Consider the following 13,999-nt stretch of genomic DNA (forward strand, 5'->3'; position numbering starts at 1 on the left):
AATATTTGCGCTATTTTCAACCACAACGAAAGTGCGACAATCTTCGAATCCGAGAAATTGCGTCCACCTATTTGCTAGGCCAGCCCGAACCTCACGCCGGCGCGCGCAAGCCCGCCTGCGATGCCGATCGGTGTGCCGTCGGCGCGCCAGCAGGCTGCGCCCGACATCTGGCCGTCGTCGTGGAATTGAATGGCATTCATGCCGCCGGCGACCGTCGGCACCGCCTGCACTCTGTGGCCCATGGCCGTGAGTTTGGCGCGAACGCTTTCCAACACCGCCGATTCCACTTCCAGCGCATTGCCCTCGGTCCAGACCCGCGGCGCCTCGACGGCTTCCTGCAGACTCATGCCATGGTCGATCAGATTGATCAGCGCCTGCATCGCGCTCGGAAAGATCCGCTTTCCACCGGGCAGGCCGAGCGCATAGACCAGCTTGCCGTCGCGCAGCGCCATCATTGGCGACATCGAGGTGGTGACGCGCTTGCCCGGCGCCAGTGACAGCGCATGGCCGGGCCGGGGATCATAGAGGTTCATGTAGTTGTTCGGCACGGTGCCGAGACCGGGGATCATGATCTTGGCGCCGAACAGATTGTTGATGGTCTGCGTGGTCGCGACCACGTTCCCAAACGCATCCGCCGCCGTCATATGCGTGGTGTGCGCGCCTTCGAGTTGCGCGACGCCGGCGCCCCATTGCTGCGCGCGGCCGGGATCGATCGCGCGGCGACGTTCGTCAGCATAGGCCTTCGACGTCAGCCGCTCCACCGGCACGTTGATGAAGTCAGGATCACCGCTGGCGGCCGCGCGATCGGCAAAGGCAATCTTCAGCACTTCGGCGAGATAGTGAATCGTCTCCGCCGAACCGAAGCCGAGGCGTGCGATATCGTAGCCTTCCAGAATGTTGAGCATCTGCGCGATGTGCACGCCGGAGGCCGCGGGCGGTGGCGGCCCCTGAATTTCCCAACCGCGATAATCAGCGCGGATCGGCTGGCGCTCGACGGTCCTGTAGGTGGTGAGGTCTTCACGGCTGATGAAGCCGCCATGCGCTTTCATGTAGTCGACCAGGATATCGCCGAGCGGTCCCTGGTACAGCGCCGCTGCGCCGTGCTGCGAAATGTGAGTCAGCGTCTCCGCATATTCCGACTGCACCACGCGCTCACCGGCCTTCAGCGGCACCCCCTTGGGCAGAAAGACCGCCGAGATCGCCTTGTCCTTCAGCATGTCAGCCGCGCTGTCGCTGATGCATTCGTGCAGATAGGGCGTCGCGGCATAGCCGCGCGAGGCGTGCTTGATCGCGGGCTGCATCACGTCGGCAAGGCTCATGGTGCCGAACCTTTGCAGCGTTTCGCACCAGGCTTTCAGCGAGCCCGGTGTCGCCACCGCTTTCGGACCGTTTAGATTTTCGTTGCCAACCGTGTCGAACACGTCATGCGCCGAACCCGGTTTTGATTTGTAGGTGTCGGGACGGACAGCGGAACGGTGCTTTGGCCGTCGATGAAGCGATGGCTGCCGTCGGCGAGGCGAATATGTGCCATGCCGCCGCCGATGATGCCGACCATCATCGGCTCGACCACCGTCAGCGTGAACAGCGTCGCGATCGCCGCATCGATGGCGTTGCCGCCGGCCGCCAACATCTCGGCGCCCGCGCTCGAGGCCAGCGGATGATTGCTCACCACCATGCCGCGGCTGGAAGTCGCCGGCTGCTTCTGACATTGAAAAGTAGTGGCCGCGCGATCCCGCCAGTTGCTGGTCATGTTGTTTCCCGTTTCTTTGTTGTTCTGCGGCTGGCATTTCAGCCAAACCGCGCCAGTAATCATGCGGATTAGCCACAATGTTATAATTGGGCGGTTGCATTGTTGCGCTTACTGCCTGTTTACGTCCGTTTCGGAACGAGATGGAGCCAGGCGCAGCCAGTTTTCGCGCGTCACGCGCCACTTTTCCGATTTCGACTGGCCGTTGTGATGCGCGAGTTCGATGTAGCCAACGAACTCGGCTCCGGTCTTTTGCTTGACGCGGCGGGACGCTTCATTGGAAGCCACGTTGCAAACGTAGAACTGCTCGATAGCGAGCGTGTTGAAGGCAAAATCGTTTACGGCCGAGATGGCCTCGGTCATCAGTCCGCGACTCCAATAGGGCTCGGCGAGCCAGAATCCCCGGTTGCCTTTCGGGCTGTCCGCCGAGGGTCGAAAATGGATGTTGCCGATGGCCTCGCCGTCGCCCGCTCGCAATACCAAGACCCAGTGATAGAGTTCTTCGCCCGCGGTGATTTTTTCCAACTGAATCCTGATGAAGCTTTCCGCGCCGTCGTCCGGATAGGGCCAGGGCACGACGGATGCGAGATTCCGGATAATGTTCCAGTTGTTGAAATGGCGCTGGATCGCCGGCGCGTCGGATAGCGCGAGCGGTCGCAGGATCAGGCGCGAGGTCTGGATCGTCGGCGTGTTCATGATGTCGATGCTGCGGCGCGGACGTGCGTGACTACTTCTGGCATTTCGGGCACCAGAAGGTCGAGCGGCCGTTCTGGACGAAGCGCCGCACGACGCCGCCGCAGCGCGCGGTCTGGCATTTCTCGCCCTCGCGGTCATAGACCTGGAACGAGTGCTGGAAATAGCCGAGTTCGCCCGAGGTCTGGCGATGGTCGCTGATCGAGGAGCCGCCGGCCTTGATCGCCTGGTTCAAGACATCGTGGATCGAGCCGACCAGGCGCTTGGCGTGGTCGGTCGGCTCGGCTTTCTTCGTCGCCAGGGTCGCAGCCAGCCGGCGCGGCGACAGATGGGCGCGATAAAGCGCTTCGCAGACATAGATGTTGCCAAGTCCCGCCACCACGCGCTGGTCGAGCAAGGCGGCCTTCAGGCTGGTTTTCTTGTTGTGGCAGGATTGCGCCAGCATCCTTGCATCAAATTCATTGCCGAGCGGTTCGGGACCGAGCCCTTTCAGCAGCGGCTCCTCCTCCAGCGCGTTGCGGGCGATAATCTTCATGTAACCGAAGCGGCGCGGATCGTTGAACACGACAGAGGCGCCCGACGACATGTGGAACACGACGTGATCATGGGCGCGGTCTTCGCTGCGCGGGAGATGGAATTGGCCAGGTGTATTTTGGCCAGGTGTATTCTTGCTTGTGCTGTTGGCGCCGTTTTCCAGCACGCGAAACGAGCCCGACATGCCTAGATGCATCAGCAGCACGTCGCCCGAGGTCAGGTCCGCCATCAGATATTTGGCGCGGCGGCCAAGGCCGGTCACGGTCTGGCCCTCCAGCCGCGCGATAAAGTCTTTTTGAAAGGGAAACCGCAGATCTTTCCGCCGGGCTTCCGCCTTGACGATTTTTGACCCCTCCATGGCGGGTTGCAGGCCGCGGCGGACGGTCTCAACTTCGGGTAATTCAGGCATGCAGCTATTCACCTTATGAAGGTGACGTGATAGCGCCATTGCGGCGGGCGCGCTATGGTCAGGCCATGGAGATAAGTTGATGGATCGGCCGGACCAAACGACGCATTTTGGCTTCAGGGACGTCCCCTTTGGGGACAAGCAGACGCTGGTGAACGACGTGTTTCACAGCGTGGCGTCGCGCTATGATTTGATGAACGATCTGATGTCGGCGGGCCTGCACCGGGTCTGGAAAGACATCATGATCAATAAGCTCAATCCGCCGAAGGGCGATGCGCCGTTCGCGCTGCTGGATGTTGCCGGCGGCACCGGCGATATCGCGTTTCGCGCCGCCAAGGCGGCAGGCACCGGCTTCCGCGCCACGGTCTGCGACATCAATACCGACATGCTCGACGTCGGCCGCAACCGCGCGATTGCGCGGCATCTCGACCAGCAGGTTTCGTTCGTCGAGGGCAACGCCGAGGCGCTGGAATTTCCGGATCGCGCGTTTGACGCCTATACGATCGCGTTCGGCATCCGCAACGTGCCGCGGATCGATGCCGCGCTGAAGGAAGCCTACCGCGTGCTGAGACCCGGCAGCAGATTCCTGTGCCTGGAATTCTCCGCCGTCGATGTGCCCGGGCTCGACCGGCTCTATGACTTTTTCTCGTTCAAGGTGATCCCGCCGCTCGGCCGCGCCGTGACCGGCGACGCCGACTCCTACCAATACCTCGTTGAATCAATCCGGAAATTTCCGAGGCCCAACGCCTTTGCCGAGATGATCAGCGCCGCCGGCTTCTCGCGGGTGAAATGGGAAAGCCTCTCCGGCGGTATCGTGGCGCTGCATTCGGGCTGGCGTTTGTGATTTCTGCGGCGACCCACATCGCGCGGCTTGTCCGCGCCGGCTTTGTGTTCGCACGCGAGGGCGTGTTCGGCGTTGTCGATCCGAGCCTGGTGCCGCCGCCCGGGCAACTCGCGCTCAAGCTGGCGCGGATCATCGAGCGGCCCGGCGCCAAATCCGGCCCGCGGCTGTCGCGGGCGCTGACCCGGCTCGGCCCCGCCTATCTCAAGCTCGGACAGTTTCTGGCGACGCGGCCCGACGTGGTCGGCGTTGCGATGGCGCGGGATCTGGAAGCCTTGCAGGATCGGCTGCCGCCGTTTTCGCAAAGCGAGGCCGAGGCGGTCATCGCGACCTCGCTGGAACGCCCTGTAGCACAGGCGTTTGCGAGCTTCGGGCCGTCGGTTGCCGCAGCTTCGATCGCGCAGGTTCATCGCGGCGAGACCGAGCGCGATGGCGTGCGCAAGGCCGTCGCCGTCAAGGTGCTGCGACCGAACGTCGCCGCACGTTTCCGCCGCGACCTCGCCGATTTCTTTTTCGTTGCGAATAATGCGGAAGCGCATTCGGCTGAAGCGCGCCGGCTGCGGCTGATCGAGGTCATCAACACGATGTCGCGCTCGGTCGCGATGGAGATGGACTTGCGGCTGGAAGCGGCCGCGATGTCCGAGATGGCGGAGAACACGCGCGACGATCCGGATTTCCGCGTGCCGGCGGTGGATTGGGACCGCACCACCCACAACGTGCTGACGATGGAGTGGATCGACGGCATCGCGCTCAACGACCACGCGCGCCTCGCACAATCGCAGATCGACCTGCCCGATCTCGGGCGCAAGGTGATCCAGAGTTTCCTGCGCCACGCGCTGCGCGATGGCTTCTTTCATGCCGACATGCATCCCGGCAATCTGTTCCTCGATGAGGCCGGCCGCCTGGTCGCCGTCGATTTCGGCATCATGGGCCGGCTTGGCCTGAAGGAGCGGCGCTTCCTCGCCGAAATTCTTCTGGGCTTCATTACCCGCGACTACCGCCGCGTCGCCGAGGTGCATTTCGAGGCCGGCTATGTGCCCGGCCATCACTCGGTCGAGAATTTCGCGCAGGCGATCCGCGCCATCGGTGAGCCGATCCACAACCGCATCGCCGAAGACATCTCGATGGCGAAGCTGTTGACCTTGCTGCTCGAGGTCACCGGGCTGTTCGACATGCAGACCCGCCCCGAACTGATCCTGCTGCAAAAGACCATGGTGGTGGTCGAGGGCGTGGCGCGCGGTTTCGATCCCAAGCTTGATATCTGGAAGGTCGCCGATCCCGTGGTGCGCGAATGGATCGAGCGCAATCTCGGCCCGATCGGACGTATCCAGGGCGCGGTGTCCGGCGCGGGCGATCTTGGCCGCGTGCTGGCAGGCCTGCCGGCAGTTGCCACGCGCTCGGTGGCGGTGCTGGAGCAGCTGGAGAAGATGACCCGGGAGGGCGTCACACTGTCGCCGGAGACGATTGCGGCGCTGGGCAGGGCCGAGGGGCGCAAGAGCCGCTGGCGCACCGTGGCGCTTTGGATCATCGCCGTGACATTTATCGGGATTCTGGTGGCTGTCCGGCAAATGTGATTGCAATGCATGCATTGTATGCTAGCATTGACATCATGCCTGCCTGGAGCCGACCATGGCCAGCCTCACCATCCGAAAGCTCGACGACGCCGTAAAGGCCTATTTGCGGCTGCGATCCGCCGGCAACGGCCGTTCGGTGGAAGAAGAAGTCCGGGTCATCCTGGGCGACCTCATCCAGGACCGCCCCGAATTTCCTGCCTCCCCGTCTGCCGGCATGACGCCGCCTGAGCAAGCCTCCGCCCGCGCGCCGGCGATCGCCGATGCGGCCAATCAGGCCAGCGTCACGCTGATCATCGGCGGCGGCATCGCCGCCTTCAAATCGCTCGAACTGATCCGGCGGCTGAAGGAGCGGCGCATCGAGGTCCGCTGCGTGCTGACCAAGGCGGCGCAGCAATTCGTCACGCCGCTGTCCGCGAGCGCGCTGTCGCATGAGCGCGTCTATACGGACCTGTTCGACCCCGGCAGCGAATTCGACGCCGGTCACATCCGTCTGGCGCGTGAATGCGATCTGATCGTGGTCGCACCGGCGACGGCCGACCTGATGGCGAAGATGGCGCATGGCCACGCCGACGATCTCGCAAGCGCTATCCTGCTGGCTGCCAACAAGCCGATCCTGCTGGCACCGGCGATGAACCCCTTGATGTGGAACAACCCCGCCACCCGCCGTAACGTGCTGCAGCTTCGCCGCGACGGGGTCACCATGATCGGCCCCAATGCCGGCGAGATGGCCGAGACCAACGAGGCCGGCGTCGGACGGATGTCTGAGGCCGTGGAAATTGCCGCTGCCGCAGTCGACATCCTGCGTCCGCCGCGCCCGCGTCCGCTCTTGGGAAAACGCGTGCTGATAACCGCGGGCCCGACCCATGAGCCGATAGATCCGGTGCGCTATATCGCCAACCGCTCGTCGGGCAAGCAGGGTTTTGCGATCGCCGCCGCGGCGCAGGCCGCGGGCGCCGACGTGACGCTGGTGTCCGGCCCGGTGGACTTGCGCGATCCCGCAGGCGTGACGGTGATCCGGGTCGAATCGGCGCGCGACATGCTGCACCGGGTCGAAGCCGCATTGCCCGCCGACATCGCGATCTTCGCTGCCGCCGTCGCCGACTGGCGCGTCGCCAATGAGGGCGAGCAGAAATTGAAGAAGACATCGGCCGGCATGCCGCCGCTGCAACTGCTCGAAAACCCCGACATCCTGGCGACGATTTCAAAACTTGGGGATAAGCGCCCGCCGCTGGTGATCGGCTTCGCCGCCGAGACCGAACATCTGATCGAAAATGCAAAGGCCAAGATCGCGCGCAAGGGCTGCGACTGGATCGTCGCCAACGATGTTTCACCTTCAACCGGCGTGATGGGCGGCGACCGCAACACCGTGCATCTGCTGACGCGGGACGGCAAAGAAGCCGGCGTCGATAACATTGCAGTGGACAATATTGAAGTGGACTCTTGGCCGGTCATGACGAAAGAACAGGTCGCGACCGAACTGGTGGCGCGGATCGCAAAATCACTGGAGAAGAATTCGTGAGCGCAACGGTCAAGGTCGACATCATGCAATTGCCGCACGCCGAGGGCCTGGCGCTGCCGGCCTATCAGAGCGCGGACGCGGCGGGGCTGGATCTGCTGGCGGCGGTGCCGGCGGAAACGCCCTTGATCCTGCCGCCGGGCAAATACGCGATGGTGCCCACCGGCCTTGCCATCGCATTGCCCCCGGGATTTGAGGCGCAGGTGCGGCCGCGCTCGGGGCTGGCGGCAAAGCACGGCGTCACTGTCCTCAATACGCCCGGCACGGTGGACGCGGATTATCGCGGCGAGATCAACGTGATCCTGATCAACCATGGCGAGGCGCCATTCCCGATCCGGCGCGGCGAACGCATCGCGCAGATGGTGATCGCGCCGGTCACGCAGGCGCAACTGGTTCAGGTCGACACGCTATCGACCACCGACCGCGGCGCCGGCGGTTTCGGCTCGACCGGGCGTTAAGCCACTTCAACTCCAGCTGAATTGGCACGTTACGCGGCAGCTTGCCTTGCCGTGAGAATGCTTGGCGCAAGCAGCGCTTTCCCTCATACTGCGCTCCAATAATTCGCAATGCCGGGGGGCACCATGGGGAAATTAATCGTCTGCGCGGTGTTCGCTATCCTGTCGGGCACGCTACCATGCAATGCCCAACAGAACGTCATCCTGTTCGTCGCTGACGGTCTTCGCGCCGCTGCTGTTACGCCCGAGCGAGCCCCCACATTCGCCCGGATACGGGACACAGGTGTCAACTTCTCGAACAGTCATTCGGTCTATCCGACCATTACGACGTCGAACGCCTCGGTGATCGCGACCGGTCACCTGATTGGCGACACCGGAGATTTCGGCAACGTGTTCTACACCGGCTTTCCGGTTGCCAGCGCAGCCGGAACCATAACGCCTTTCATCCAGAACAATGCGGTGTTGAGTGAGCTGAACCAGCATCACGGCGGAAATTTCATTGCCGAGCGCTCGATCATGGCGGCGGCGCGTGACAAGGGCTACTTCACGGCCGCCCTCGGCAAGGTCGGGCCGGTGGCGATCCATGACCTCACCCAGCTCGACGGCAAGACCACGATTTTCTTCGACGACGATACCGGCAAGAAGGATGGCATCGCGTTGCGGCCGGATCTCGTCGAGATGCTCAAGAAGGCCGGATTGGCGCTGGAAACGCCGGGGCGCGCGCAACGCGAAAATCCCGGCAAGGCTACCAATATCGTGCAGCAGAAATATTATCGCGACGTCGTCACCAAGGTGCTGTTGCCGCATTTCAAGGAGAACAAGAAGCCGTTCATGCTGCTGTATTGGTCATCCGATCCGGACGGCACCCAGCACTCCCAGCGCGACAGCGTCAATGAACTTGTTCCCGGCATCAACGGTCCGACCTCGCTTGCCGCAATCAAGGTGGCCGACGACGATCTTGCGGCGATCGTCGCTGCGCTCAAAGAACTTGGGCTCGAGGCCGACACCAACATCTTCATCACCGCCGACCACGGCTTCAGCACGGTGTCGAAGCAAAGCAAGACCAGTCCAGCTGCAAAACTGAAATACGACAATGTGCCCGAAGGGCAGTTGCCACCCGGCTTTCTTGCCATCGACCTTGCGCACGCTGTGGGCCTGCCGCTGCATGAGCCCTCCGCTCAAGGCGCTGGCATCGACTACAAGGCCGGGAAATACCCGCGCCGCGCCAGCGCTTCGATCGGCAACGATCCGGCCAAACCCGATATCGTGGTTGGCGCCAACGGAGGCAACGATCTCATCTATCTACCGCAGGACAACGCCAAGACCATGGTGAGGCAGGTGGTCAAGGCGCTCCTGGCGCAAGACTACACCAGCGGCGTCTTCGTTCGTAATGACCTTGGACCGATTCCGGGAACCCTGCCGCTGAGCAGAGTGGGCCTCAAAGGGGGAGCGCGAACGCCAACGCCGGCCATCGTCGTCAATTTCCGCTCCGAAACGACGGGGTGTGATCAGCCGCTGTTTTGTAGCGTGACCGTATCCGATACCACCCTCTTGCAGGGGCAAGGCCATCACGGCAGCTTTAGCCGCGCCGATACCGGGAACTTCATGGCGGCCATCGGGCCTGCGTTCAAGACCGGCTTCAACGATACGGCCCCAGTCAGCAACGCCGATATCGCTCCGACGCTGGAAAAGATCCTGGGTGTCACGCTTCCGCCGGTCGGCAAGCTGCGTGGCCGCGCGCTTACCGAAGCACTCCTCGGCGGGAAGCCCGCCCGGTCGTGGCGACAGGACATTGTCTCGAAGCGGGGCGACAACGGCCTGCGCACCATCGTGAACATGCAGTTTGTCGGCTCGACGCGCTATTTTGACGCCGCTGGCTTTCCAGGACGCACCGTCGGACTGAAGGTGCCTGATAGTGCGAGGTGAAGAGGTGCTGTAGCAAGCGATGAGACCGGACGTCGGCTTTGGGCGCGACGTTATCCGCCCCTTTTTGCACAGCCAGATTCACGTTCACGGTCTGGACTCTTACCCACGGAGTCGCGTTGGGGATACTCTCACTCGATTCGTGCACGGCTGATGTAAGCGCCGGGCCTGAAGTCGTGCGTTCTGGGGCAAATCATGTCGGGCGTAGTCGCGGCGATGCGTCGAAACCTGCTGTCGTGCACCTCACTGGCACGTCACGGCATGATCGCGCTCGCCTCTGCTTTATCCATCGTATCGGAACCGGCTTTGGCCGGCGATTTGCCGCTCTCCGAGGTGATTTCGGCCTGGCTCGACCTCAATCACCAGGAATTCGCGGTGCTGACCACGGCATTGTCGCTGCTCGGCTTCACCGTCGTGGCGGCAATCCTGTTGATGCGCACCCGCGTCAAGGCGACCCGCACCGAGGTCCGCCTGCGCCAGGACATCGCCGATCTGCAGGTTCAGGCCGACCGGCTGCGGGCTCTGCTGTTCGCCGAGCCGCAAATTCTGATCTCCTGGGCCGCGGGCGACAGCCGGCCCCAGATCAGCGGTGACACCGCGCTGCTGATCTCGCAGGAAGCGTTGCAAAACTCACCGCAGCGGATCCTCGCCTTTGGAACCTGGCTGCCGCCGGAACCGGCGCTGCAGATGGACCATGCCGTCGATGCGTTGCGCGAGGCAGGGGAAGGCTTTCTGCTCAACCTCTCGACCTCGAACGGCCGCGCGATCGAGGCGATGGGCCGCGCCATCGGCGGCCAAGCCGTTGTTCGGATTCGCGAACTCGGCGGGCTGCGCCGCGAACTCGCCGAATCCAACCTGCGCTACAAGACGCTGCAGGAAGAGACCGAGCTGCTGCGTGACTTCGCCGCCGCCGCGCCCTGGCCGATATGGGCCAAGAGCCCCGAGGGCAATCTGCGCTACGCCAATACGGCCTATGTGCGGGCGACCGAAGGAACCAGCGTCGCCGATGTCGTCCGTCGCAACCTTGAACTTTTGGAAACCGACCAGCGCACCGACATGAGCCGGACCTTGAACGACAGTTCCAGCTTCAGCGCGCGGCTGCCGATCGTCGTCAGCGGCGAACGGCGGATCTATGACGTGCAGGCCTTGAAGCTTGGCGGCGGCAGCGCCGGCATCGCGATCGACGCCAGCGAGGCGACCCAGCTGCGCGCCGCGCTGCAGCGGATGGTGGAGGCGCATCGCCGCACTCTCGACCAATTGTCGTCGGGGGTTGCGGTATTCGACGCCCAGCGCCGGCTCGCCTTCTACAACGAATCCTACCGCCGGCTGTGGGGCCTCGATCAGGCCTTCCTCGACGGCCAGCCCGACGATTCCAGCGTGCTCGACCGGCTGCGCGCCACGCGCAAACTCCCCGAGCAGCCGGACTTCCGGGCCTGGAAAGCCAAGCTGCACGAGGCCTATCGCGCGGTCGAGCCGGAGACCTACACCTGGTTCCTGCCCGACGGCCGCGCGGTCAGCGTCGTCACGACGCCGAACCTCGAAGGCGGCGTCACCTATTTGTTCGACAATGTCACCGAAAGCCTCGATCTGGCGCGGCGGTTCGACGGGCTGACAAGGGTACAGCACGAGACGCTCAACAATCTCGCCGAAGCGGTCGCGGTGTTCGGCAGCAATGGCCGCGTGGAACTGTTCAATCCCGCCTTTGCGAAGATGTGGAAACTGTCGGAAGAGCAGCTGCGCGAACAGCCCCACATCGAGACCGTGGAATCCTGGTGCAAGCCGCTGTTCGACGACGATCTGACCTGGCGCACGCTGCGCGAGGCGATCACCGCGATCGGCAACCGGGCGCAGGTGGCGCTGAAGCTCGAGCGCAAGGACGGCAGCGTGCTGACCTGCATGACCATGCCGCTGCCCGACGGCGCCACGATGCTGACCTTCCAGGACATCAGCGACACCGAAAACGTCGAACGCGCGCTGCGCGAACGCAACGAGGCGCTCGAGACCGCCGACCAGATGAAGGTCGATTTCGTCCACCACGTGTCCTACGAACTGCGCGCCCCGCTCACCACCATCATCGGCTTCGCGCACTTCCTGAGCGATCCCTCGACCGGTCCGCTGACGCCAAAGCAGGCCGAGTATCTCGACTACGTCACCAAATCCACCAACGCGCTGCTGGCGCTGACCAACAACATCCTCGACCTCGCCACCATCGACGCCGGCGCCATGAAGCTCGAACTCGGCCCGGTCAACATCGCGAAAGCCATCGAGTCGGCCAGGGAAGGCATTCAGGACCGGCTCGCCACCGACCGTATCGAACTCAAGGTCGACATCGATCCCAGCATCGGCGACTTCACCGGCGACGAGCGCCGCGTGGTGCAGGTGCTCTATAACCTGCTTGCCAATGCCGTCGGCTTCTCGCCGCATGATGCAACCGTCAGCATCAGCGCACGGCGCAACGAGCATCGCGTCATCTTCACCGTCACCGATTCCGGACCGGGCATCCCGCCCGACGTCAAGGACAAGGTGTTCGACTGGTTCGAGAGCCATTCCAACGGCTCGCGGCACCGCGGCGCGGGGCTTGGTCTGTCGCTGGTGCGCTCCTTTGTCGAACTGCACGGCGGCAAGGTGCGGGTCGATTCGGAACTCGGCAAGGGCACGACGGTCACGTGCGACTTTCCGATCGACCAGAACGCCCATCGCAACGCCGCCGAATGACCGGCCCCGCGACATTCTCGGTGGCGCTCGCGAACGAGACCGCGACCGCGCAACTGATGGCCGACTTGGCGCTGCTGGTTGGCCCCGGCGATGTGATCACGCTGTCGGGCGATCTCGGCGCCGGCAAGACGTCAGCGGCGCGCGCGATGATCCGCTACCTCGCCAACGACGAGGCGCTGGAAGTGCCGAGCCCGACATTCACGCTGGCGCAAAGCTATGACCAGCCGTTTCCGATCGTTCACGCCGATCTCTATCGCATCAACGATTCGAGCGAGCTGGAGGAAATCGGGCTGTCGCCGCTGCCCGAGGGGGCGTTGGCGCTGATCGAATGGCCGGAGCGCGCTGCGGACGCGCTGCCGGACGACCGCATCGACATCGCCTTCAGCCATCGTCCCGCGTTCGGATCCAGTGCGCGCGCCGCCGAGTTTACCGGTCACGGCAAGGCGGCGGCCCAGGTCGAGAGACTTAAAGTCCTGCGCCAGTTTCTCGAAACATCAGGCTTTTTGGAAGCGCAGCGCGAGCGCATGCCCGGCGATGCCTCGACGCGTTCCTATGCGCGGCTGCATCTGGGCGGCACAGCCATCCTGATGAATTCGCCGAAGCGGCCGGACGGCCCGGCGATCTATGACGGCAAATCCTACAGCGCCGCCGTGCATCTGGCCGAAGACGTCAAGCCGTTCGTCGCCATCGCCAACGGCCTGCGCGAGCGCGGCTTCTCGGCGCCGGCGATCCGCCACCAGGACCTCGATGCCGGTTTCCTGATCACCGAGGATTTCGGCCACGCCGGCATCGTCGAAGGCGATCCGCCGCAACCGATCGTGGAGCGCTACGAGGCCGCGACCGACATGCTGGCGGCGCTGCATCGCGAGCCGCTGCCGGACATCCTGCTGCTGACATTGCAATCGACCCACGCCATTCCCGTATTCGACACCGAAGCGTGGCTGGTCGAGATGGGGCTGATGCTTGAGTGGTACATGCCCGATCGCGGCGTCGAGCCAAGCCAGGAGCTGCGCGACGAATTCGTCGGGATGTGGCGGGAGTTATTGAAGAAGCCGGCGGCCGCGCCGCGGACCTGGGTGATCCGGGACTTCCATTCCCCCAACATCATCTGGCTCGATGATCGTTCCGGAATCCTGCGGGTCGGCATCATCGATTTCCAGGACGCGGTGCTGGGACCTGCCGCCTACGACCTGGTGTCGCTGCTGCAGGACGCGCGGATCGACGTGCCCGAGGCGCTCGAACTGACGCTGCTGACCCGCTACATCAAGGCGCGGCGCGCCGCCGACAGCAATTTCGATCCGGCCCGTTTCGCCGAGCTCTATGCCATCATGTCGGCGCAGCGGAATACCCGCCTGCTCGGCACTTTCGCGCGGCTCAACCGGCGCGATGGCAAGCCGCAATATCTGCGTCATCAGCCGCGAATCTGGACCTATCTGAACCGTTCATTGGCTCACCCGGCCCTGGCGGATTTTCGCGAATGGTACACCGCCAACGTGCCGCCGCCGGTCGCCTGATTTACCACTTGTTAGCCACCCCGGCTTTAATCTGCGGAAGGCTATGCTTCCGCGTGTGCGAGCGGCTGTTTCGAATCCGGG

At 63.7% G+C, this 13,999-nt stretch carries 10 protein-coding genes and 1 pseudogene; 8 read left to right on the forward strand and 3 right to left on the reverse strand.

Annotation, left to right across the window (positions count from 1 at the left end; translation table 11 throughout):
• Positions 1-74: 74 nt before the first annotated feature.
• Positions 75-1,750 (reverse strand): annotated as a pseudogene (ggt, locus tag JQ611_RS20620) (gamma-glutamyltransferase).
• Between the two features lie 108 nt (positions 1,751-1,858).
• Complete coding sequence (locus tag JQ611_RS20625) at positions 1,859-2,407, reverse strand: GNAT family N-acetyltransferase (protein ID WP_249133326.1); 549 nt, start codon at positions 2,405-2,407, stop codon at positions 1,859-1,861.
• On the opposite strand from JQ611_RS20625, the gene JQ611_RS42510 reads away from it, so the two are divergent.
• Positions 2,346-2,474, forward strand: a complete 129-nt coding sequence (locus JQ611_RS42510) for a hypothetical protein (protein ID WP_283816770.1) — start codon at positions 2,346-2,348, stop codon at positions 2,472-2,474. The genes JQ611_RS20625 and JQ611_RS42510 overlap by 62 nt on opposite strands.
• On the opposite strand, the gene mutM is transcribed toward JQ611_RS42510, so the two are convergent.
• Complete coding sequence (mutM, locus tag JQ611_RS20630; protein ID WP_212386309.1) at positions 2,475-3,383, reverse strand: bifunctional DNA-formamidopyrimidine glycosylase/DNA-(apurinic or apyrimidinic site) lyase; 909 nt, start codon at positions 3,381-3,383, stop codon at positions 2,475-2,477.
• Positions 3,384-3,462: 79 nt separating this feature from the next.
• On the opposite strand from mutM, the gene ubiE reads away from it, so the two are divergent.
• The 7 genes from ubiE to tsaE all read left to right on the forward strand — a co-directional run bounded on the left by ubiE (position 3,463) and on the right by tsaE (position 13,918).
• Positions 3,463-4,224: a bifunctional demethylmenaquinone methyltransferase/2-methoxy-6-polyprenyl-1,4-benzoquinol methylase UbiE gene (ubiE, locus tag JQ611_RS20635; RefSeq protein WP_212466429.1), complete on the forward strand. Its 762-nt coding sequence runs from the start codon at positions 3,463-3,465 to the stop codon at positions 4,222-4,224.
• Complete coding sequence (gene ubiB, locus JQ611_RS20640) at positions 4,221-5,795, forward strand: 2-polyprenylphenol 6-hydroxylase (RefSeq protein WP_212386435.1); 1,575 nt, start codon at positions 4,221-4,223, stop codon at positions 5,793-5,795. The genes ubiE and ubiB overlap by 4 nt, the downstream gene beginning before the upstream one ends.
• Positions 5,796-5,850: 55 nt before the next feature.
• Complete coding sequence (coaBC, locus tag JQ611_RS20645) at positions 5,851-7,314, forward strand: bifunctional phosphopantothenoylcysteine decarboxylase/phosphopantothenate--cysteine ligase CoaBC (RefSeq protein ID WP_212466430.1); 1,464 nt, start codon at positions 5,851-5,853, stop codon at positions 7,312-7,314.
• Complete coding sequence (gene dut / locus JQ611_RS20650; protein ID WP_212264059.1) at positions 7,311-7,769, forward strand: dUTP diphosphatase; 459 nt, start codon at positions 7,311-7,313, stop codon at positions 7,767-7,769. Before coaBC ends, dut begins: the two co-directional genes overlap by 4 nt.
• A gap of 123 nt (positions 7,770-7,892) precedes the next feature.
• Positions 7,893-9,692 carry an alkaline phosphatase family protein gene (locus JQ611_RS20655; RefSeq protein ID WP_212466431.1) on the forward strand — a complete coding sequence of 600 codons (1,800 nt, stop codon included), beginning with the start codon at positions 7,893-7,895 and terminating at the stop codon, positions 9,690-9,692.
• A gap of 192 nt (positions 9,693-9,884) precedes the next feature.
• On the forward strand, positions 9,885-12,404 hold the full coding sequence (locus JQ611_RS20660; RefSeq protein ID WP_212386304.1) for a PAS domain-containing sensor histidine kinase: 2,520 nt from the start codon (positions 9,885-9,887) through the stop codon (positions 12,402-12,404).
• The gene (tsaE, locus tag JQ611_RS20665; protein ID WP_212386303.1) at positions 12,401-13,918 is read left to right on the forward strand and encodes a tRNA (adenosine(37)-N6)-threonylcarbamoyltransferase complex ATPase subunit type 1 TsaE; all 1,518 of its coding nucleotides are present in this window, start codon (positions 12,401-12,403) and stop codon (positions 13,916-13,918) included. Before JQ611_RS20660 ends, tsaE begins: the two co-directional genes overlap by 4 nt.
• The last annotated feature ends 81 nt before the right edge of the window (positions 13,919-13,999 follow it).

The sequence above is a fragment of the Bradyrhizobium sp. AUGA SZCCT0182 genome (genome assembly GCF_018130185.1).
Lineage (GTDB): Bacteria > Pseudomonadota > Alphaproteobacteria > Rhizobiales > Xanthobacteraceae > Bradyrhizobium.